Origin of the sequence: Nocardia carnea, assembly GCF_029868325.1 — a bacterium.
Classification (GTDB): Bacteria; Actinomycetota; Actinomycetes; order Mycobacteriales; family Mycobacteriaceae; genus Nocardia; species Nocardia carnea_C.
This window is the reverse complement of record NZ_JARWNW010000261.1, coordinates 1-21438: the sequence shown is the minus strand read 5'-3', so window position 1 is coordinate 21438 and position 21438 is coordinate 1. Positions and strand designations below refer to the sequence as shown.

Below are 21438 nucleotides of genomic sequence, written 5' to 3'. Positions count from 1 at the left end.
CATCAACCGCGTCCTTGATTCCTTTTGGTGTTGCGCGGTGGGTTGCGCATGGCGGCAGCCTGAAGACGGTTGGCATTCATGGTTAGATGCGCATATCTACGTATAGACATTTTTGCGCTTCGGGCATGCTGATGAGGTTGCGGAGCGGGTTACCCACACACGGGAACGCGTGGCGGGCGCACAGCTCTTGGAAACCCTGCGGTCCAACGCCTTCAGGCCTTCCGCCACCGAGGTCGACTCCCCCGCCGCCAGCCGGCACGCGGCGTGCGCCTACTTGTCCGGCAGTTCGCCGAGCACCCGGCGCAGATGATCGCGACTCTCCCCCGGGGTGGGTGCGATGACGCTGAGCTTGTTCATCACCGTCATATACACCTCTACCTCGTGCTTCTTCTCGAGGTAGTGCGAGGTGGTCAGCTGTTCCATATAGACCATGTCCGGCAGCTCGGGCTCCGGGAAGCGCAGGATGCTGAACGAACCGCCCGCGGCGGGATGCCCGCCCACCTCGTAGGGCAGGACCTGGATCTTCACGTTCGGCCGATCGGATACGGCGATCAGATGTTCGATCTGGCCGCGCAGCACCGCATAACCGCCGACCGGGCGGCGCAGTGCGTTCTCGTCCACCACGGCCCACAGCGTCGGAGCCGAGGCGCGGCTGAGGATCTCCTGGCGGCGCATCCGCACGCCCACCCGGCGTTCGGTGTCCTCCTCGTTGAACAGTTTGATCACCGAGCGCGCATACGCTTCGGTCTGCAGCAGGCCGGGAACGAACTGCGCCTCGTAGGTGCGGATCGTGGTCGCGGCCTGTTCGAGGCCGATATAGGTTTCGAACCACGGCGGCAGCAGATCGTTGAAGGGTTGCCACCAGCCCGGATCGTTGGCCTTCTTCATCAACTCCAGGTAGACGGAGAGCTTCTCCGGATCGTCGACACCGTAGAGCTTCAGCAGGTCCAGCAGATCACGTTCCCGGAACCGGGTACGGCCCAATTCGAGGCGGCTGATCTTGGCGTGCGACCCGCGGATATGCTCCCCCGCGTCCTCGCGGCTGATACCGCACGCCTCCCGCAGCTGCCGCAGCCGGCTACCGAGCGATATACGCAATACGGTGGGCCCGCGATCGGCTTCTGCCTTATCCGGGAGATCGGAATCGTCCTGCTCGTTAGTCATGATCGCCTCTGGCCAGTTCGTGCTGTGCTGCATCGTACGGCGCCCGCCGCCGACGAACCGCACCGGTCGGCAGGCGATCCTACTCTCAAGTAGGCACTGAATATCGGTAACGCGCCCATACCGGGCGGGCCCGGCATCCACACGGCAACCCACTGCCGCGCCACTCGACTCGAATTCTACAGCGCCGCATATCCGTAGCTTCTCGCACGTTTACGCGCGGTATCGGCATTGTTTGCGTAAACTCCCCCACGACACGACGATCCGGCCTCGCAACCACGAAGACCCTGGGGAGATGACATCGATGAGGGCACCGGAAGCGGGTGCGGGCACCACGGAAGCCGTCCCCAGCCTACCTCCTGCCCGCCCGAATCGCGACAACCGACCGGCCGGTCCGGGCGCGGGTTCCCCCGGTGAGCCCATGGGGCGGGGTCGCGGTGACCGCCGGACGGCCACATCCGCCCGGTGTCCCCTGCCGGTTCCCCCTCCGGCTATCCCACGGACAACTCCGCGCATACCTGTAACCCCTTGGGCGGCAGCCGGTTCCCGTCGCGTCACCGATAGGTCCCGGACTGTTCTGCATCGGTGCGGACCGCTAGGCTCGCGCGCAACCGTCCGGGCCCGGATTCGCCGTAACCCCCACGGCGTTTCGAGTACGAAGCACTACCTTGCACACCGAGAAAATCTGGAGGGTCGTATGTCCGACGAAGTCACCGCCATCGAGATCCGCAAGAAGCTGACCGAGGTCCTCACCCATTCCAGTATCGACCTCGCAACCTCCAAAGACGGTGTCAACTGGGCCACCAGCGCGTTCTTCGCCAACCTCGACGACGACCTGTTCCGCCTCACCCTGATCCTCGAGAACCGCGGCCGCACGCTGGATCAGCTCAGGGCCAACCCCAACGTGGGCGTGAAGGTGGTGCCGGGCGGTATCGCCGATCCGTTCGCGCAGGGCCTCGGCACGGTCACCCTGCGCGACGACAGCGAACGCGATGAGACCTTCCAGGCGTTGCTGCGCAAGGAACCACAGGTCGAACCGTTCTTCGCCTCCCCCGTCACCGCGGTCGTCATCGATATCGACTGGTGGCGGGTCACCCATCTGGGTGGCGGCTGGCTGCCGGGCAAGGTGCTCGAACGCGGCAACGGAGCCTGAGCGCACGCCCGCTGCCGCACGGTCTTACCATCACGCTGTCGGATCGATAATGCAGAGAGAGGTTTTCATGGCCGAACCGGCTCCTCGGACGGGGGTTCGCGCACCGGTCGGGGTGGATACCACCCGGCCGAGCATCGCCCGCGTCTACGACTACAGCCTCGGTGGTAAGGACAACTACGACGTCGACCGTGCGGCCTTCGAGCAGATCCTGGAATACGCCCCGCGGCAGGGTGATGTCTCCCGGATGAACCGGCGCTGGTTGCACCGGGTCGTCAGGTACCTGGCCGGGCCGGCCGGAATCGACCAGTTCCTCGATATCGGCGCCGGCCTGCCGACGGTGGGCAACACCCATCAGATCGCACAGCAGGAGAATCCGGAAGCCAAGGTCGTCTACGTCGACAACGATCCGGTGTGCAACGCGCACGGCCGGGTCCTGCTCGAGCAGAACGAGAACACGCATTTCGTCTCCGGCGACGTTCTCGAAGAGCGCACGCTGCTGGAGAACAAGAACGTTCTGCAGTATCTCGATCCGGACCGGCCGATGGCGATCATCCTGTGCGGGCTGCTGCATCATCTCGACGACGAACTCGACCCGCCGGGAGTAATGCGCGAATACATCTCCCGGCTTCCCGCCGGATCGTATGTCGCGATCACCAATTTCTGGGATCCGGCCGACGAGAACCCCGAACTCCACGCACTCGCGAAACAACTCGAGCGTGCCTTCACCGAAATGGGCCTCGGGTCGGGGTGGTACCGCACCCGGGAACAGCAGCTCGAATACTTCGAGGGCCTCGAGCTCATACCGCCGGGGTTCACCGAACTCGAGGACTGGTGGCCGTCGGGTCCGCCCACCCGGCAGCGGCTACCGGAGGAACGAGTCGTCATCGGCGGCGTCGGGTACAAACCGGGCACTCCCGCGGTCCGGCTGCACAGTATCGACGGAGACGGGTAGCCGGAATCCGGGGGGCGCCGAGCACGCCGCGGTAGCGTATTCATCGAATCGGGTTGTATGACAATGCTTTTCCATCCCATCCGGCCGCATACCGCGGTGCAGCGTCCGAGCCGGCCACGCAACGATGCGAAGTATGCTGCCGCGCACGGTGTTCACGATATTGCTCACCTTGCGGCAACGTTCTACGCTGAGTGATCCGACTCACACTTCGTTCGTCTAGTTCATTTTGTGCAGAGAGAGGTCGATATGGCCGAGCCGGCTTCCCGGGTCCGCCCCCGCAAACCCGTCGGGGTGGATACCACCCGCGCCAGTATCGCCCGCGTCTACGACCACAGCCTCGGCGGCAAGGACAACTACGACGTCGACCGGGCCGCCTACCAGCAGATCCTGGAGGTGGCGCCGCGGCAGGGCGATGTCTCCATCATGAATCGCCGCTGGTTGCATCGCGTGGTCCGGTATCTGGCGGGAACCTCGGGTATCGACCAATTCCTCGATATCGGCGCCGGACTGCCCACGGTCGCCAATACGCACGAGATCGCGCAGCAGCTCAACCCCGAAGCCCAAGTGGTCTACGTGGACAACGATCCCGTATGCAATGCACACGGGCGGGTCCTGCTCGAACAGAACGAGAACACCCATTTCGTCTCCGCGGACCTCCTCGAGGAGGGCACGCTGCTGGCCGCCTCCGATATCACCAAATACCTGGATATGGACCGGCCCCTCGGGCTCATCCTGTGCGGATTGCTGCACCATATCGACGAGCAGTTCGATCCGGCGGGCATGATGCGCGACTATGTCGAACTCCTGCCCGCGGGCTCCTACCTCGCGATAAGCCATTTCCACGACCCCGGCCCGCGCGAACCCGAACTGCACGCGCTGGCCCGCGAGCTCGAACGGCGCTTCACCGAGAAAGGGCTGGGGTCGGGGTGGTATCGCACCAGCGAGGAAATCCTCGAATACTTCGGCGGTCTCGAACTCGTTGCGCCCGGTCTCGTTCAGCTCGACGATTGGTGGCCCGCCGGCCCGCCGCTGCGTGAGCGGTTCCCGGAGGAGAAGGTCATGGTCGGCGGGATCGCCTACAAACCCTGAGCGCCGGCGCGCCGAGGTCTCCACCGCCGCGGCGTGTGATCGTCCGGGCGGCCGCGTAGGGAGACACCGGCGTGGTCGTCGTCCTTCTCATGCGGGTTGCCGTGGTCAGACCGTTCCGCGGCCACGTCTGTGTTCCGTGTTCCGATCGTTCGGGAAAAGTGTCCTCCCCGGCGCATACGCCACTCATGCCGCTGATGACGGCGGAGGATACGAAGCGAACCCGGTCGCACAACACGACCGGGATCGAAACACAGTCCGCTCAGCCGTTCCCGGCCACGAAGCTCAGCCGTTCACGGCATGGAACGCCGCGAGCACACCGGCCGGAATACGGCCGCGTGCCGATACCTCGTGACCGTTGCGCTGGGCCCATTCCCGGACCACCCGCGCCGAGGCCGACCGGCCCGGCCGCTCCCGTTTGGTCCGCCCGGCACGTCCGGCCTTGCGGGCGAACGGGGTCCATTTTCCGAAGACTGCGCGCAATTCCCCCGCGTTGGCTTCGGTCAGGTCGATCTCGTACGTCACTCCCTCGAGTGCGAACACCACCGTTTCGGCTGCGGGTGATTCGCCGTCGAGGTCATCGATCAAGCTGATGACGACCTTGCGCGCCATGGGCCTACTCCTCCGATCCCCGAATACATTGCCACCTATGACATCAACAACCCCGCGGCCGCACGGAATCCGGGCCTGCCCGCAGCACCGGCACCGTCACCTCTCCCGGGGGATGTGAGCATACCGCCAAGAGCGAATGCTCCGACGCCGGGGCGGAATACGGGCCGGCGGGCTACGGTGACGGGCAGACCAGAGAGGATCGGCCGGATGAACACACACCGCGGGGACGAACCCGAGACCCTGGAGTTCGGACTCCCCCACCTGGCGATGACCGCTCTCGCCTGGGGTGCGCCGGACGGGCGGCTCGCGCTGTGCCTACACGGTTTCCCCGATAGTGCCTGGACCTGGCGCCGGCTCGGCCCCGCGCTCGCCGACCGCGGTTTCCGGGTGATCGCCCCCTTCACCCGGGGGTATGCCCCGACGGCGGTACCGGCCGATGGGGTCTATCACCTCGGCGCTCTCGCCTACGACGCGCTGGCGATCCATCGGGCGTTCGGCGCACCGGACGATGCTGTGCTGATCGGTCACGACTGGGGAGCGCTGACTGCCAATACGATTGCCGCCGATCCCGATTGCCCGTTCCGTAAGGTGGTCTCGCTCGCCGTGCCGCCGGTGCCCGGTATGCGGCCGCGGCGGGCGGCGGCCTTCCGGTCGGCGGGGGCGTATCTGCGTCAGCTGCGCTACAGCTGGTACATCCTGTTCAACCAGCTGCCCGGGGTTGCCGAACGCGCACTGGACCGGCTGGTCCCTCGACTGTGGCAGGACTGGTCCCCGGGTTACCCGGCGACCAGCGATATCGCCCATGCGCTCGATGCCATGCCCGCGGGTGCGCACCGGACCGCGGTGCTGTCCTACTATCGCGCGTTCGTGCGGGTAACCGGGAAGGTTCCGGAACCGTATGCCGGACCACACCGCTTCTGGGATCAGGCTCCTCGGGTACCGATGCTGTATCTGCACGGTTCGGCGGATACGACATTGCATCCGGCGTTCACGGCCGGCGTTGCCGATGTCCTGGCCCCGGCGGGCGGGGCCGTCGATATGGTTCCGGAGACGGGGCACTTCCTCCATCTGGAGCAGCCCGATGCGGTTGCCGGACTGATCGGCGATTTCCTCACCGGCGCCGGCCGCTCCGCGCCGCGGAACTGATCGGTGCCTGCGATCGGGTTGTCGTCACCGGGGCCCGCGTAGGCCCGTACCCGGGCGAATCGCCCGTGATGCGGACAGACACGCGGTTATGTTTCCCATCACAGACGCGATAGTCCCGCTTCCGCAACTATCACGGGTGCCCATATCATCGCGCGGTGGCAAGTGAGGCGGAAACGAGCACACTGATCGAGCACTTCGTGCTCGCAGTCTGCGATCCAGGACGGTGGGAAGGGGTGGACCGGCTCGCCGAGCTGGATCTGACCCTGGCCCAGGCGCGAGTGCTGTTCAGCGTCGTGCGGCGCAGCGAGCCGCAACCGATCCACACCATCGCGGGTGAACTCGGCCTGTCGATGACCGCGGCCGGGCGCAATGTCGACCGGTTGGTGCGCCTGGGCCTGCTCACGCGGGAGGAAAGCCCGACCGACCGGCGAGTGAAACTGGTCGGCCCCACCGCCGAGGGGCGTCAGCTCGCCTGGGACCAGATCGCCATCCACCGCGCGACGATCGACCAGGTGGTACACCGCCTGCCCGGCCCCTTGCGCGCCGACCTCTCCCGGGTCCTCACCGCTGTCCTCGAATCCGGGGCCATTCACAACGTCGTGGCGTGCCCCCCAGCATCTTCAGGAGACAATTCGTGAACGCAAGTCCAGCCCCCGCGCCCGCCGCGGGGGCCCCGGAGAAGATCGACGCATCGGTGCTGAAACTGGCCGGTGTCGTCGTTCTCGGATCCATCATGTCCATTCTGGACATCACGGTGGTGAACGTCGCCATGCCGACGTTCCAGTCCGAATTCGACGTCGCCAACTACTCGACGGTCGCGTGGACGGTCACCGCCTACACCCTCGCGCTGGCCACCGTGATCCCGCTGACCGGCTGGGCCGCCGACCGCTTCGGCACCAAACGCCTGTACATGATGGCGCTGCTGCTGTTCACCACAGGATCGGTGCTGTGCGCGCTGTCCTGGAACATCGGTGCGCTCATCGGCTTCCGGGTGATCCAGGGCCTCGGCGGCGGTATGCTCATGCCGCTCGGTATGACCATCATGACCAAAGCCGCCGGCCCCGAGCGGATGGGCCGCTTGATGGCCATCCTCGGCGTGCCGATGCTGCTGGGCCCGATTCTCGGTCCGATCCTCGGTGGCTGGCTGATCGAGGACGCGTCCTGGCACTGGATCTTCCTGATCAACCTGCCGCTCGGCGCGATCGCCATCGTCTACGCCTGGTTCGCCCTGCCCAAGGACGAGGCGCGGCCCACCGAGAAGTTCGATTTCGTGGGCATGCTGATGCTGTCGCCGGGTCTGGCGCTGTTCCTGTACGGCATCTCCTCCATCCCGGAGGAAGGCACCGTCAATACGCCCAAGGTGTGGGCGACCATGCTGGTCGGCGGGGCGCTCGTCGCCGCGTTCATCGTGTACTCGTTCAAGCCGAAGAATCCGCTGCTGGATCTGCGGCTGTTCAAGAACCGCGATCTGACCGTCGCCACGGTCACCATGTTCCTGTTCTCCGCGTCGTTCTTCGGTGGCCTGCTGCTGATCCCGACCTACTTCCAGCAGGTGCGCGGTGAAAGCGCGCTGATGGCGGGTCTGCTGGTGGCGCCGCAGGGCCTGGGTTCGCTGCTCACCATGCCGATCGCGGGCATGCTGGTGGACAAGATTCCGGTGGGGCGGGTCGTCCCGGTCGGCCTGGCGATCCTCACCGCAACCATGTTCGGCCTGACGCAGATCGGCGCCGACAGTTCCTACTTCTATGTTCTCGGGGTGCTGTTCGTCATGGGGCTCGGTATGGGCCTGACGATGATGCCGCTGATGACCGCCGCGCTGCGCACGCTGAAGGAAGCGCAGGTGGCACGGGGATCCACGCTGCTCAACATCATTCAGCAGATCGCCAGCTCGGTGGGCGTCGCGGTGATCTCGGTGGTGCTCACCAACCGGATGCAGAGCTCGGAGGCCGTCTCGGCCGGTCAGGCGATGATGGAGGCGCAGAAGACCGGTGCACAGCCGGACCCCTCGGTGTTGCAGTACCTGGCGAGTCTGGGCGACAAGTTCGAGGCTGTCATGCTCGGCGAGATGGCGGACGCCTACGCGACCAGCTTCTGGGTTGCGTTCGTGCTGTGCGTGGTGACCGTCGTGTTCTCGCTGTTGCTACCACGTAAGGCCAGTTCGGTGCCGAATACCGGTGAGAACGCTCCGGCGCCGGTGCTGATGCACTGATCCGCCGGTAGTCTGCGCACCGCCCGCCCGAACCCAGCCGGTTCAGGCGGGCGGTGCCGTATTCCGGAACCATTCGAGGATCTGCGGGAGCGCCGCACGGACGGTGCCGCCGTGGTCGAGATCGCCGAGTTCGATCAGCTCGGCATCGGCGCCGAGTTCGGATTTCATACAGCGCTGCGCATTCTCGAACGGCACACTGCGGTCACCCGGGGCGGCGTACAACCGGACCGGGACGCCGGCCTGCCAGTCGCAGACCGCATCGCTGTCGGCCATGGCACGCAGGGCGGCACCGGTCGGGTTCAGCGCCAGGGACAGGAATTCCGGGGTGAGCAGTTCCTGCGGTGTCCGCGGGAGCCCTGCCCCGATCCGAAGCATATCGTGGCGGCCGTCGAAGAGTTCCTCGACGTTTTGTGCGTATGGCTCCCGGAAGGCTTCGGCGGGCTGGTCGTACAGGTGGTAGATACGGTTCATCGCGGTGATCCAGTAGGCGAGATAGACCACCGCCTGCCGCGGATCCACCCGCCCGTCCAGGGCCGCCGGGGCCTGGACCTCCTGGACGGCGTACGGTCCGCTCACCGCGGCCACCGCACCGAGACCGAAACCGTCCACCTCACCCTCGCGAAGATCCCGGGCGAGGGCGAGTGCGGCCTGCCCGCCCTGGGAGAAGCCGGTGACCAGAACCTCGGGGTGAAGGTCACGATCCTGCCGATCGAGCAGCGCGCGGGCCGCGAGCAGCAGATCCGCGGACGCGGTGCCCTCCGACGGCGCATGCGCGTAGGGGTGCGGGCCCGGCCCGGTGCCCAGGCCGAGGTAGTCCGGTGCCACGGCGAGGTAGCCGGCGGCGGCGAACAGCGTCGCCCGGGCGCGGTCGGTTTCGCCGTCGGCGGTCGGTGCCTCGTCGCGCCGCACGATCGTGCCGTGCGCGTAGGACACCGCACGCAGGCGCCGATTCTCGGTCTCGGGCACTACGACCAATCCGCTGGCGGTGGTCGGGGCACCGTCCGCGGCGACGGTCCGGTATTCGACGCTGTATCGGCGGACACCGCCTGCCTGCGGCAGGGGGTACATCCACTTGTCGAGATAGGCGCTGGTTTCCGAGGCGTTCATCGCCGGCATCGGGGTGACCGACACGATCTTCCCGCGGTTCGCCGGAGCAGCGGCCTGCTCGTCGTCGGAGGCACCGCAGGCGGCGACCGGCGCCACGAGCACAGCAGCCAACAGCGTCAGCAGAACCCGGCCTGCGTACACCGTTTTACCTCCCGGCGGGTAGATCGACAGTGACGTGGACGCTACCGAAGCGATACCGGACCGGACGAGCCGGTGCCGTGCGGGCCGGCGATCACCGTCCGGTATGCCTGGACCGAACCTGCTCTTCCGGCGCGGCGTGTCCGCGATCTGCCCGAGCCGCGAAACAACGACCGCGCCGGCGGCGATGACCTCTTCGTGGAAGCAGAAGTCATACCGCCGGCCGAACGGTGGGATATGGTGCGGCGCTTGCTCGCACTGTGTCATACCGCCAACGATCTGGTGGCTGCCGCCGAGGCCGGGGCGCCCGGTCACGACGGATCCTCGGCCGTACTCCTCGAGCATGCGCAACGTATCCAGGCGGTGCTCCGCGATACCGTGGTCGATCTGGTGGCCAACGGGCACGCGCACCGGACTGATGCGGCGTAGCGCCGAACCCGGTGGCGTGCAAGCGTTTCCGTATCCTATTCCCAGTGGTGGGCGCAGAAATACACTGGAATGATGGCCAAACCGACCCCGTGGGGCCGCAACGCGGGCCCGGACGCCGACGCGGTGCGCTCCTCGTTCGCCGGCACCGCGGGGAGCGCGGCGGCCACGGATCCGGCCGCCGACCGGACGCAGCGGTGGAATGAGCGCAGGGCCGCGGCCACTGCGCTACTGTGCCGGGCCCGCGGGCGCGCCGACGATATCCGCACGGCACCACGACTGGCCGGTAAGTGGGGCTACGTATTCAGTGCGCTCGGGGGCATCGTGGCGTTCATCCTGATGTTCCAGCATTGGATGGTGGCGAACGGACCGGACGGAACGGCCGCGGCCACGGCGTTCGGGCGGATCGATACGACCACCCGTTACCTGGCCGTATGGTCGTCCAAGGGCGCACCGCCCGCCGCCGACCTGACCGGTTCGTGGGCGGTGACCGCGAGTGCCGCGATCGCCGTCTGCCTGGCCGCCGTGGCGATCTACATCGTCACCGATTCACCGCGTTTCGCACGGATCGCCACCGGCGCATCCGTGCTCACCGCCGTACTGGTCGTGGTGAACCTGCTGTATCTGACGGCCCGGCAGAAGAGCCTCAAGGATATGACGGCGCGACGCTGGGATCTCGGCGGTCAGATCGGTTCCTGGATCGACTGGGCGTTCAACGACGGCACCAAACCGGTGGCGGGTTTGAATCAAATCGACTACGTGGCCTCGGGTACGGTCACCACGGCCGCGATCACCGCGGTGATCGTCTCGGTGGCCGGAGCGGTGGTGGCGGTCGCGATGGCGCCGCGCCGCACGGAGGGGTCGCCGTGGTCGTGGATTCCGTGGCGGATCAGCGTATCCCGGGCGACGACGAGCAATTACGTGGCGGCGGGCGCCGATCGGCCACCGGATCCGGTGCCGGCCACGGAGTCCCCGGCAGCCGAACCGGATGGCGCACGAGTGGTGGAGAACGATCCGCCGGACGACGACCGGCCCGGGACACCGCAACGTTAGGCGCGGGCCGCACCGCGCCGCCCGGTTCGCGAGGCCGGCAGGGCCCCGATCCTCGCGGACCCCGCCGCGTACCGGCCGCGCAGTGTAGTGTCGCGCGCGTGCCGGATCAGTTGCGGCACAGGCACGGTTCCGAAATACCTATCAGCGGCCCTGTCGGCTCGAGCGATCGCGAGGCATATGTTCCCGAACCAGATGTCCACCGACTACCCTGTCGCCCCCATCCCGGACGAGGCCTACGGCCGGGGCGCGCCGCTACCGGCTCCCCGCGAGCCCGATCTGGTGATCACCGCACTGCTGTGGTTCCTGCTCGCCACGCTGGCCATCGTCTCGGTGGTCATCTCCCCGTGGTTCCTGCTGGCAATGGGCGTCTGCGAAGGGCGTACCGGCTGCAGTACCGATCCGAGTACGGGGAACTGGATCATCGTGCTGGGTGGCTGCTTCGGTTTCCTGATCGGCGCAGCCACCTCGGTGAACGCGGCACGCAGCGGGCGTGCACTGTATCCCGGCGCGCTGATCGGTGTCGTATTGGTGCTGGCCGCCTGGTTGGCGGGCTCGCTGCTGATGGGCTGACCCTGGGCGGACCGGCGCGGTCCGCCCAGGTCGGGCTCAGGGCTGCGCGGGGGCGAACCGGCGGTCGGTGTAGCGGCGCAGGTTGGCGAGGAACCGGCGGAACGCCATATTCATGAAGGGTGTCGCTACGAAGGCCGTGAACCGCGCGGGGCCGGCCAGGCTCTGCGCGAGGGTCCAGGTGAGCCGGCATCCCTCGGGTGTCGGCTCGATCCGGTAGTCCTCGGCGAAGGCCGCCAGCGCCCCGGTGGAGCAACTGTTGAACCGGAACGCCATCCGGGTATTCGGTTCCCAGACCAGGAATTCCTCGTCACCGACGAGCCCGCCGCGCATATCGACCACCCGGGTCGTCCCCACGCCGCGGGGTTCCGGACTGGTCCAGGTGACCTTGGTGATCACGCTCGCCCACTGCGGCCAGGATTCGGCATCGGCCAGTACCTCGAACAACTGCGCGGGGGTGATCGCCAGGTCCACGCTGTTACTGCACCGCACCGGCGCGTTCTCGAGGAATTCGAGCCCGACTCGTTCACACGGACGCATAGTGCTCACCGCCGGCCACCGCCGATCCTGTGCTCCGGTCCCCGATTCGCACGGATTTCCATCCGTCTGTTCCTCTCGTCGCTCGGCACAGCCACGGAATACCGGCTGCGAACCGATCGTGACACCTGTCCAGTTGTATGTCCAGGTCTCCGGCGTCCGCCCGCCCCGCCAGGGCCGGCTTGGGACCGGTGGCAGCGAATTTCCTCGCGTACTGGCCCGCGTCACAGAGTTGGGCGGAACCACCCCCGGCAGGCCGCCGGCCGCAATAACTTCCGGCGATGCGTCACCCACGCCGCACGCACCGCATCCTGCTCGTCCTCGTGGCCGCGCTCGCTCTCGTACCGGTCGCGGTCTCCCCCGCTTCCGCCGCGCCCGGTAATCACTCCCCGGCCGCGCCCGACGCCCGCGGGCAACCGGGAGCGCAGGAAACCCGGATAACCGGTAGCCGGGCACTCGGTGGGCGTGCGCTCGAGCTGGCCGTGTATTCGGCCGCGATGGGCCGTGAGATCCCGGTACGGGTGTTACCGGCCAGGGATCCGGCGGCGCCGGCCCCGGTGTTGTACCTGCTGAACGGGATCACCGGCGGCGGCGACGGGGGCAACTGGTTCGACCGCACCGATCTGACCGAATTCTTCGGCTCCGAGCAGGTCACCGTCGTCAATCCGATCGGCGGTGCCGGTAGCTACTACACCGACTGGCGTGCCGACGACCCTGTCCTGGGCCGCCAGCGCTGGACCACATTCCTCACCGCGGAACTGCCCCCGCTGATCGACGCCACCTACCGCGGCAGCGGCGCCAACGCGCTCGCCGGGGTATCGATGGCCGCGGCGTCGGTGTTCCAGCTCGCCCTCGCCGCACCCGGCCGGTACCGTGCGCTCGGCTCCTACAGCGGCTGTGTCCGGACCAGTGAGCCGCACGGTCGCGCGGTGGTCGAGATGGTGGTGCGCAGCAACGGGGGCAACCCGCTCAATATGTGGGGCCCGCCGCACGATCCCGCATGGTCGGACAACGACCCGTTCCTGCACGCCGAGGAGTTACGCAGATTCGCCCTGTATATCTCCGCCGGAACCGGCACGCCGGGCGCTCTCGACACCATGGAGGGCCCGGGGATCCGGCGCAATCCGGGCAAATTGGTCGACCAGCTGCTGATCGGCGGCGCCCTGGAGACCGTCGCGGCGGGGTGTACGGCCCGGCTGGGTGAACGCCTGCACGAGCTGGGCATTCCCGCGACGGTCGCACTACGACCCGACGGCACGCATTCCTGGGGGTACTGGCAGCAGGAGCTGCATGATTCGTGGCCGCTGTTCGCCGCGGCGTTGCGCGGGTGAACGCAACCCTACTGGGCTACCTCACAATTCGGCCCGTGACCGCTTGTGTGGTGACGGAAGGTTGTCCGGAAGTTGTTCCAGTCACTCGAACCCCATCGGTAGCGTCGGCCCCAATGCCGTAGCGGCACCGGATATTTTGCGAACTTTTGGCACTTCTGCCGGACTTTCATCGCAACTGATGTTTCCGGCGGCGTCGGCGGCGAATACCGCAGCTCACCCGGATCCGGGAGGACATGTAGATGTCGGACATTGCCATAGTCGGTATCGGCTGCCGATTCGGCGGGGGGATCGACTCCCCGGAATCGTTCTGGGATTTCGTGGCCGGTAAACGCGATGCCGTCGTCGAGATCCCTGCCGACCGCTGGGATTACCGGCGCTACTACGACCCGGAAAAACGGACCCCCGGCCGCAGCTACACCAAACGGGGTGCATTCCTCACCACCGACCCCTGGGAATTCGACCCCGATTTCTTCGGTATCTCCGCGCGCGAGGCCACCGGCCTCGACCCCCAGCAGCGTCTCCTGCTCGAGGTCACCTGGGAGGCACTCGACGACGCCGGGGCCGCCGGTAAGGCCGGCGGGGAATCGGTGGGTGTCTACATCGGCGGATTCGTGGTCGACCAGTCCGTGGTCGGCGTGGTGGGCCCGGCGCTGGCGCATGTGGATATGCATACTGCGGCGTCGGCGTCCTACACCATGCTGTCCAACCGGATCGCCTACGCTCTCGACCTGGTCGGGCCCGCGCTCACCATCGATACCGCCTGTTCCTCGTCGCTGGTGGCGTTCCATCTGGCCTGTCAGGCACTCGAGAACGGCGATTGCACGATGGCCCTGGCCGGCGGGGTGAATGTCATGTTGCAGCCGGAAACCTTCGTCATGATGTGCAAGGGCGGCTTCCTGGCGGCCGACGGCCGCTGCAAATCCTTCGATGCGGCCGGGGACGGCTACGGCCGCGGTGAGGGCGGCGGTATCGTCGTTCTCAAGAAACTCGACGAGGCGGTGCGCGACGGCGACCGCGTCTATGCGGTGGTCAAGGCCACCGGGTCCAACCAGGACGGGCGCACCGCGGCCATCACCGTGCCCAACGCCGATTCCCAGGAGGCGCTGGCACGGGCAGTCTGTGCGCGGTCGGGGCTCTCGCCCGAAGAGATCACCTATGTCGAGGCCCACGGCACCGGCACACCGGTGGGCGACCCGATCGAACTGCGCGCCCTGGGCACGGTCTACGGCGCGGCCGGCAGCCGCCCGGAATCGCTCGGCGTGGGCTCGCTGAAGGCCACGCTCGGGCATACCGAGGCCGCCTCCGGGATCGCCAGTGTCATCAAATCGGCACTCGCCCTGCATCATCGCACCATCCCGCCGCAGGGATGGCTCGACGAACCCAATCCCGATATCCCGTTCGCCGATCTCAATCTGCATATTCAGCTCGAGCCGCAACCGCTGCCCGCGGACTCGGGGCCGATGACGATCGCGGTGAACGGCTTCGGCTACGGCGGCACCAACGCGCATACGATCCTGCAGGAGTTCCGGCCGGCCACCGCTACCCCCGCAGACCGCGAACGCCACCATCTCGGGGTACTGCCGCTTTCGGCGCGCAGCGCCCCCGCGGTCCGTGCCATGGCCGGCCGGTTCGCCGATCTGCTCGAGGCCGGTGCGGACCCCGACCATCTGGCCGAGGCCGCCTGGACCCGGCTGGCGCACCACCAGTTCCGCACCGGAATGCCGCTGCGGGAACGCGGGGAGCTCGTCGCGGAACTGCGGCAGTACGCCGGCGGGGAGGGCCGCGATGCGGTGCGCACCGTCGCCCAGCGCACCGGCGAACCGGTGTTCGTCTTCTCCGGGATGGGTCCGCAGTGGTGGGGTATGGCCCGCGACCTGCTTGCCGCCGACGGTGTTTTCGCGGCAACCGCGCGCACCGTCGACGCCGCGTTCGCCGAGGTGGCCGGCTGGTCGATCCTCGAAGAACTGCTGCGTCCCGAGGAGGAATCCCGGGTCACCGCGACCGAGGTCGCACAACCGGCGAACTTCCTGGTGCAGGTCGGGCTGGTGGCCGAGCTCGCGCAGTACGGAATCGCACCCGCGCGGATCGTGGGCCACAGCGTCGGCGAGGTAACGGCCGCGTATGTGACCGGAATGCTCACGCTGCGCGAAGCGGTCACCGTCGCCTATCACCGGTCCCGGTTACAGGCCACCACCGCGGGGACGGGCGGGATGCTCGCCGTCGGAACCGGCGCGGAGAAGGTCCGCGAGTATTTCGGTGACGACGATGCGGTGGATATCGCAGCGGTCAACAGTCCCGGATCGCTCACCTTGGCCGGTGATGTGGACCGTCTCGACGAGATCGCCGAAAAACTCACCGAGGACGGTGCCTTCGCCCGCGCGCTGCGGGTCGAGGTGCCCTACCACAGCCGGTTCATGGACCCGATCCTCGGCGAATTGCGGACCGCGCTCGCGGATCTGTCCCCGCGGGCGCCGCGGATCCCGCTGGTATCCACGGTGACCGCGCAGGCGGTGGTGGAGGCCGAGGACGGTTTCGACGCCGAATACTGGTGTGCCAATGTCCGGCAGCCGGTCCGTTTCGCCGACGCGATCGCCGGTCTGGTCTCCGCCGGGCACCGGGTGTTCGTCGAGATCGGGCCGCATCCGGTGCTGTCCGGCAATATCCGGGAGGTGCTGCTCGCCGCCGGCGAGAACGGTGCGACAGTTGCGACCCTGAACCGTAAGGCGCACGACGCCGACAGTATCTGCCGCACGATCGCCGGGGTGTACGCCGCCGGAGTCCTCGATATCGCGGCACTGTTCCCGCCGGACGGCCCGGCCACCGAACATCTGCCGCTGCCGCGGTATCCGTGGCAGAACACCCGGCTGCACAATCCGCTGCCGTTGTTCGAACAGCTGCGGCTCGGCAGCCCCGGCACCTATACGATGCTCGGCGACCCCGATATGGAGGGCCGGCCGGGCTGGATGCTGCAGGTCGGGACCGAACTGCTGCCGTGGCTGCCCGATCATGTCGTGGGCGGTCTGCGGATCATGCCCGGCGCGGCGTATCTGGACGCGGCATTGAGCGCGGCCGCCACCCGCGCCGGTGACAAACGGGTCGCGCTCGAAGATGTGCGGTTCGTGGCGCCGCTGGTCATGGCGCAACCGGATGTGCCGTTCCTGGAACTGGGTATCGAGGAGGGCGGCGGCCGGTTCCTGATCCGGTCGCGCAGCGCCACCGGATCGGTATGGACGGTGCATTCCACGGGCCGCATCCTCAACGGCAGTTACGAGACGGTCGTCGATACAGTGCCGGAACCGGAATCCGCGGTCGACTTCGAACCGGAACTGTTCTATGCGGCCCTGGCGTCGCGCGGACTGCAGTACGGTCCGGCTTTCCGGCGGGTCACGGCCGTACGTGCCGGACGCGATGCGGTGGTCGCCACCGTCGATGCGACCATCGCCGCCGGCTCCGGGCATCTCGCGCATCCCGCGGTGGTGGACGCCGCGATGCAAACCGTGGCGCTGCTGTTCGCCCAGGACGGGCTCGGCGACGGTGCGATGGTTCCGGTGGGGGTCGAGGCCGTGCGGATGTACCGGGAGCTGCCCGAGGAGGTGACCGTTGTCGCACGGCGTGATCCGGAATCGGGGCGTCTCGCCGATGTGCGGCTGCTCGGCGCCGACGGCACGCTGTGCCTGCATCTGATCGGGGTACGCCTCGGCGCCCTCACGCCCGGGGGCAGCCCACTGCAGCGGATGGCCGATTTCTACTACTCGGACACCATGGAACCGGCCGACCCCATCGATACCGCGGCACTCGGTGATACCGGATCCCCGGCGACTGTCGTTCTCGCACTGGGCGACAGCGACCGCGCCCGGGCGTTGGCCGAAACACTGCCCGGCGCCCGGTACCGGCTCACCACGGGTGACGATCCCGATCTCGAGACCGAGCTGACCGAGCTCCTGCGCACGGGCACGGCTGATCCCGAGACCGACCGCCTCCATCTGGTGGTGGTGGCCGGGCGAATCGAAGACGATCTGGCCGATCTGTGGACCCTGAAGCGGATCGCGGTCGCCACCCACGAGTTCGCCGCACCCGGCGAGGGCGATACCCCGATCGTCGGTATCGGCGACGGCTCCTGCCATGTCACGCTGGTCACCGAACACGCCTTCGCCCTGCCGGATACGCCGACACCGCCCGATTCCCGCCAAGCAGCGCTGGCCGGTGCGCGGCGGGTGCTGCTGAACGAACAGCCCGCGCTGCGCTGGCGGCTCATCGATACCGAACCCGGCACCTCCCTCGATGACCTCGTCGCCGAACTGGGCGTTCCCGGCGCATTCCGGTACGACAACTCCGACGAGGTGCTGCTGCGCGACGGCGCGCGCTGGCTGCCGCGGGTGACCACCCCGCTGCAGGAACGTATCGACGTCCTGGAAACCGCGGAACCGCTCACCGACCCCGAGGCCGATTTCGAGCTCGAGATCCCGAAATCGAAACTGCTGTCCGCACTGGCCTGGCGGCGTACGCCGCGGCGGGATCCCGGGCCGGGCGAGGTGGAGGTCGGGATGCGCATCATCGGCCTCAACTACAAAGACCCGCTCAAGGTCATGGGAATTCTCGGCGAACGCGAACTCGCCGATACGTTCTTCGGCACGAGCCCCGGGATGGAAGGCGTCGGCGCCGTCACCCGCGTCGGCGCCGGGGTCACCGATATCGCGGTCGGCGATCTGGTCGCGCTGGCGGCGAAAGGCATGATGCGGCGGTACCACATCGTCGACCGCACGGCGGTCATCCCGCTGCCCGCCGGCACGGACCCCGCGGTGTGCACCAGTACCACCGCGTTCGGCACCGCCGAGTACTCCCTGCTCGACCTCGCCCGCCTGGAACCGGGCGAAACCGTGCTCATCCACGGCGCTGCCGGCGGTGTGGGTTCCGCGGCGATCCAGGTGGCCAAGGCGCGCGGAGCGCGGATCATCGGAACGGCGAGTACCGACGAGCGGCGGGCACATATCCGCGAACTCGGGGCCGACCACGCGTTGAATTCGCGGTCGCTGAACTTCGCCGACGATGTCCTGGCCCTGACCGACGGCACCGGCGTGGACGTGATTCTCAGTTCGGCGCCGGGTGAGGCCCTGCGGCAGAACTTCAAGGCCATCCGCGAATTCGGGCGCATCGTCGAGGTCGGCAAGGCCGATATCTACACCGGCGGCCTGCTCGAACTGTCCGTATTCGACAAGAACCTGTCCTACTTCTCGATGGATCTCGACCGCATGTGCCGATTCCGGCCGCTACAACTGGCGGATCTGCTGCGCCGCGTGGTGGAGAAGTTCCGGACCGGCGAATACCGGCCGCTGCCCTACGAGTTGTACGGGACGCACGAGGTCGCCAAGGCGTTCGACGACACCATCCGCTCGACCACGATCGGCCGGATCGCGCTGTCGATGGCCGACGAGGCGCCACCGGTCCGGCCGATGCTGCCCGAACTCGAGATCGACCCGGCGGGAACCTATCTCCTCACCGGCGGATTCGGCGGTTTCGGTATGGCCACCGGGAACTGGCTCGTCGCCAAGGGCGCGCGCCGGCTGGTGCTGGTGGGTCGCAGTGGTGCCGCCACACCCGCGGCCCGCCGGCAACTGGCCGCGTGGCGGGCCGCCGAGGTCACCGTGATCGAGGAACGGGCCGATATCGCCGACGCCGACGCCGTCACCGCGTTGGTGGCCCGGGCACACGATCCGCGGTATCCGTTGCGTGGTGTCTTCCACGCCGCCGGGGCCGTCGCGGACAACCGCGTCGAACATATGGACGCCGAGCAGCTGGCGCGGGTGTACCGGTCGAAAGTACACGGCGCGCGGATACTGCACGACGCGGTCACCGGAGCCGGGGCGCGACCGGATATGTTCGTGCTGTACTCCTCCGGCGGCTCCATGTTCGGGATCTTCGGTCAGTACAACTACACCGCCGCCAACCTCGCCGTGGAAGCCCTCGCCGAGGAATGGTCACGGGCCGGGGAACGGGTGCTGTGCGTGGGCTGGGGCCATATGTCCGGCGCCGCCGGCGGTATGGCCGCCGACGAGAAGGTCGCGAAATACCTGGAACTGGCCGGTTTCGGGGCGATCGATATGGCCGACGGCACGCTCTACCTGGAACAGGCGCTGCGACTGGGCGTCACCCGGGCCGCCGTCATCCCCACCGACTGGTCGAAACTCACCGCGGCGTTTCCGCAGATGAGCCGCACCGGGCGGCTCGCCGCGCTCGTCGCGGCCTCGGTCCAGGACAATTCGATGCTGGCGAAACTGAAAGCCGACCTGACCGCCCTCGATGAGGGTAAACGCGGGCAGGCCATGGCCCGGATGCTCGCCGACCAGCTGGCCGTCGTGATGGGGGTACAACCCGACACCATCGACCTGACCGTCCCGGTCACCGAACTGGGCCTGGATTCGCTGATGGCGGTCGAATTCGGCTCCCGGGTCAGCAAACAGCTCGGCGTCGAGCTCATGTCGCTGCAGATGGGGCGCGCGTTCAGCCTCGAACAGGCAGGGCCGAAAGTGGCCGAGCTGATTCTGGCCACAGATCCGGCGGCCGGGTTCGCGGCGGCCCTCCCGGGTTCCGCACCCGAACCGGCCGGCTCCCGGGAGGCCACGCCCGCCTCCTCCGCAACAGTGGCCACGCCCCGGAATCCCGGAACTCCCACCGCCCTCGGCAACGGGACGGGGAACGGGGACGGTAGTGACCGGGCCGACGGCGCCACCGACCGCAGGACAGCCGACAGTAACGGCACGGCAGGAGGCGACGGTGTGACTCGCGAGCCGCACCGTATTGCGCCGTACGCGTACACCCCGACGGTGCGCGCCGGTAACCTCTCGCAGGCGCCGGGCAGTGGCGGCGAGCCCGCCGGTAACAGCGGCGAATCCGTAGGGGGCAGCGGCACCGAGTCCGTGGGGAACGAGGGCGTGTTGCTCGGCAGGCAGGCTTCTCGGTGATCACCGGCACTACGGCAGACGCCCGGGCGGGCGCCGGGGCGGGCGCGTGGGCGGCTTTCGCCGGCTGTCTGCTCTCGGTGTTCATGCAGATGATCGACGTGACGATCGTCAACACCGCGCTACCCGAGATCACCGCCGATCTGCACGCGAGTTCCGCACAGCAATTGCTCATCGTGTCGGGGTATTCGCTGGCCTTCGCGTGCACCCTGCTCGCCGCCGCGCGGCTGGGTGCCCGGATCGGGCGGCGGCGGATGTTCCTGTTCGCGGTCGTCGCGTTCACCGCGGCATCGGTGTGGTGTGGTACCGCCGACAGTGCCGGCGAGCTCGTCCTGGCGCGGATCGTCCAGGGGGTGGCCGGCGGCGGGATGGCGGCGCAGACCATCGCGATCCTCACTGCCCTGTTCCCGCGCCGGTTACATACCCAGGTGTTCGCGCTCTACGGCGCCACCTCGGGTTTCGCGGGCCTGCTCGGGCCCGTCCTGGGCGGCGCCCTGGTCACCGCCGATATCGCGGGGCTGGGTTGGCACAGTATCTTCCTGATGAATCTGCCGCTCGGGGTCGCGGCCTTCGGCCTCGCCTGGCGGTTCCTGCGCCTGGAGACCCCACCCCAGCGGGTCCCGATGGATTACCCGGGCGTGGTGCTGTGCGCTGCCACCCTGTTCGCTCTGCTGTACGCATTGTCGGAAATCCATCTGCGCGGGTGGCGGCCGATTCCGTGCCTGATCGTCGTGGTGGCGCTCGGGCTGGGCGCGCTCACCCTGCTCCACGAACGTGCCGCGACCCGGCGCGATTCCGGGCCGCTGGTGCGGCTGGATCTGTTCGCCCCCCGCCGTTTAGCCGGCCGCGGGGAAGCGAAACACCCGTTGTTGGGAAAGTTTACCCCCAACGGGAACGCCCGAAAAACGCCGCCTACTGCCCGACGATCTCGGAGTTCTGGACCTTCTACCACCTGATGCCCGAGGAAACACACATCGCAGTCGCACTCGGTGTCGGTGTCGGAC

At 67.8% G+C, this 21438-nt stretch carries 16 protein-coding genes; 12 read left to right on the top strand and 4 right to left on the bottom strand.

All coding sequences use genetic code 11. From position 1 onward, the window contains the following. Window positions 1–270 precede the first annotated feature (270 nt). On the bottom strand, window positions 271–1164 hold the full coding sequence (locus QH196_RS23935) for a helix-turn-helix domain-containing protein (RefSeq protein ID WP_062971388.1): 894 nt from the start codon (window positions 1162–1164) through the stop codon (window positions 271–273). 694 nt (window positions 1165–1858) lie between these two features. Here QH196_RS23935 and QH196_RS23930 point away from each other — a divergent pair. The 3 genes from QH196_RS23930 (at window position 1859) to QH196_RS23920 (ending at window position 4355) form a co-directional block, all read left to right on the top strand. Continuing rightward, the gene (locus tag QH196_RS23930; RefSeq protein ID WP_280418067.1) at window positions 1859–2314 is read left to right on the top strand and encodes a hypothetical protein; all 456 of its coding nucleotides are present in this window, start codon (window positions 1859–1861) and stop codon (window positions 2312–2314) included. Window positions 2315–2363: 49 nt separating this feature from the next. Continuing rightward, on the top strand, window positions 2364–3266 hold the full coding sequence (locus QH196_RS23925) for an SAM-dependent methyltransferase (RefSeq protein WP_280418066.1): 903 nt from the start codon (window positions 2364–2366) through the stop codon (window positions 3264–3266). A gap of 228 nt (window positions 3267–3494) precedes the next feature. Continuing rightward, window positions 3495–4355 (top strand): SAM-dependent methyltransferase, encoded by an 861-nt coding sequence (locus tag QH196_RS23920; protein ID WP_280418065.1) that lies wholly within the window; start codon window positions 3495–3497, stop codon window positions 4353–4355. Between the two features lie 282 nt (window positions 4356–4637). On the opposite strand, the gene QH196_RS23915 is transcribed toward QH196_RS23920, so the two are convergent. After that, window positions 4638–4964, bottom strand: a complete 327-nt coding sequence (locus QH196_RS23915) for a histone-like nucleoid-structuring protein Lsr2 (protein ID WP_280418064.1) — start codon at window positions 4962–4964, stop codon at window positions 4638–4640. Window positions 4965–5171: 207 nt separating this feature from the next. Here QH196_RS23915 and QH196_RS23910 point away from each other — a divergent pair, with 207 nt between their 5' ends. The 3 genes from QH196_RS23910 (at window position 5172) to QH196_RS23900 (ending at window position 8319) form a co-directional block, all read left to right on the top strand. Continuing rightward, window positions 5172–6110 (top strand): alpha/beta fold hydrolase, encoded by a 939-nt coding sequence (locus QH196_RS23910; protein ID WP_280418063.1) that lies wholly within the window; start codon window positions 5172–5174, stop codon window positions 6108–6110. Between the two features lie 155 nt (window positions 6111–6265). After that, window positions 6266–6748 (top strand): MarR family winged helix-turn-helix transcriptional regulator, encoded by a 483-nt coding sequence (locus tag QH196_RS23905; RefSeq protein ID WP_280418062.1) that lies wholly within the window; start codon window positions 6266–6268, stop codon window positions 6746–6748. Continuing rightward, window positions 6745–8319, top strand: coding sequence for a DHA2 family efflux MFS transporter permease subunit (locus QH196_RS23900; RefSeq protein ID WP_280418061.1), 1575 nt, complete (start codon window positions 6745–6747; stop codon window positions 8317–8319). The genes QH196_RS23905 and QH196_RS23900 overlap by 4 nt, the downstream gene beginning before the upstream one ends. A gap of 42 nt (window positions 8320–8361) precedes the next feature. Here the strand turns inward: QH196_RS23900 and QH196_RS23895 are convergent, their stop codons facing one another. Next, entirely contained in the window at window positions 8362–9831 is a 1470-nt protein-coding gene (locus QH196_RS23895) for a hypothetical protein (RefSeq protein ID WP_280418060.1), read from the bottom strand. On the opposite strand from QH196_RS23895, the gene QH196_RS23890 reads away from it, so the two are divergent. From QH196_RS23890 to QH196_RS23880, 3 genes are all read left to right on the top strand, one after another. Then, entirely contained in the window at window positions 9814–9993 is a 180-nt protein-coding gene (locus tag QH196_RS23890) for a hypothetical protein (RefSeq protein ID WP_280418059.1), read from the top strand. The genes QH196_RS23895 and QH196_RS23890 overlap by 18 nt on opposite strands. Window positions 9994–10065: 72 nt before the next feature. Continuing rightward, the gene (locus tag QH196_RS23885) at window positions 10066–11043 is read left to right on the top strand and encodes a hypothetical protein (protein ID WP_280418058.1); all 978 of its coding nucleotides are present in this window, start codon (window positions 10066–10068) and stop codon (window positions 11041–11043) included. Window positions 11044–11235: 192 nt separating this feature from the next. Next, window positions 11236–11613 (top strand): hypothetical protein, encoded by a 378-nt coding sequence (locus QH196_RS23880; RefSeq protein ID WP_157112590.1) that lies wholly within the window; start codon window positions 11236–11238, stop codon window positions 11611–11613. A 36-nt stretch (window positions 11614–11649) separates the two neighbouring features. On the opposite strand, the gene QH196_RS23875 is transcribed toward QH196_RS23880, so the two are convergent. Further along, on the bottom strand, window positions 11650–12150 hold the full coding sequence (locus QH196_RS23875; protein WP_280418130.1) for an SRPBCC family protein: 501 nt from the start codon (window positions 12148–12150) through the stop codon (window positions 11650–11652). Between the two features lie 278 nt (window positions 12151–12428). On the opposite strand from QH196_RS23875, the gene QH196_RS23870 reads away from it, so the two are divergent. The 3 genes from QH196_RS23870 (at window position 12429) to QH196_RS23860 (ending at window position 21390) form a co-directional block, all read left to right on the top strand. Then, window positions 12429–13478, top strand: coding sequence for an alpha/beta hydrolase (locus QH196_RS23870; RefSeq protein WP_280418057.1), 1050 nt, complete (start codon window positions 12429–12431; stop codon window positions 13476–13478). Between the two features lie 239 nt (window positions 13479–13717). After that, window positions 13718–20437 carry a type I polyketide synthase gene (locus QH196_RS23865; protein ID WP_280418056.1) on the top strand — a complete coding sequence of 2240 codons (6720 nt, stop codon included), beginning with the start codon at window positions 13718–13720 and terminating at the stop codon, window positions 20435–20437. Further along, the gene (locus QH196_RS23860) at window positions 20434–21390 is read left to right on the top strand and encodes an MFS transporter (protein ID WP_280418055.1); all 957 of its coding nucleotides are present in this window, start codon (window positions 20434–20436) and stop codon (window positions 21388–21390) included. Before QH196_RS23865 ends, QH196_RS23860 begins: the two co-directional genes overlap by 4 nt. Window positions 21391–21438 lie beyond the last annotated feature (48 nt).

What these genes read in the sequence shown, in the direction of transcription:
- QH196_RS23910 (WP_280418063.1), top strand. Translation starts at nt 5,172, where the DNA reads ATGAACACACACCGCGGGGACGAACCCGAGACCCTGGAGTTCGGACTC.
- QH196_RS23885 (WP_280418058.1), top strand. Translation starts at nt 10,066, where the DNA reads ATGGCCAAACCGACCCCGTGGGGCCGCAACGCGGGCCCGGACGCCGAC.
- QH196_RS23935 (WP_062971388.1), bottom strand. Translation starts at nt 1,164, where the DNA reads ATGACTAACGAGCAGGACGATTCCGATCTCCCGGATAAGGCAGAAGCC.
- QH196_RS23870 (WP_280418057.1), top strand. Translation starts at nt 12,429, where the DNA reads ATGCGTCACCCACGCCGCACGCACCGCATCCTGCTCGTCCTCGTGGCC.
- QH196_RS23915 (WP_280418064.1), bottom strand. Translation starts at nt 4,964, where the DNA reads ATGGCGCGCAAGGTCGTCATCAGCTTGATCGATGACCTCGACGGCGAA.
- QH196_RS23930 (WP_280418067.1), top strand. Translation starts at nt 1,859, where the DNA reads ATGTCCGACGAAGTCACCGCCATCGAGATCCGCAAGAAGCTGACCGAG.
- QH196_RS23865 (WP_280418056.1), top strand. Translation starts at nt 13,718, where the DNA reads ATGTCGGACATTGCCATAGTCGGTATCGGCTGCCGATTCGGCGGGGGG.
- QH196_RS23895 (WP_280418060.1), bottom strand. Translation starts at nt 9,831, where the DNA reads ATGACACAGTGCGAGCAAGCGCCGCACCATATCCCACCGTTCGGCCGG.
- QH196_RS23875 (WP_280418130.1), bottom strand. Translation starts at nt 12,150, where the DNA reads ATGCGTCCGTGTGAACGAGTCGGGCTCGAATTCCTCGAGAACGCGCCG.
- QH196_RS23925 (WP_280418066.1), top strand. Translation starts at nt 2,364, where the DNA reads ATGCAGAGAGAGGTTTTCATGGCCGAACCGGCTCCTCGGACGGGGGTT.
- QH196_RS23880 (WP_157112590.1), top strand. Translation starts at nt 11,236, where the DNA reads ATGTCCACCGACTACCCTGTCGCCCCCATCCCGGACGAGGCCTACGGC.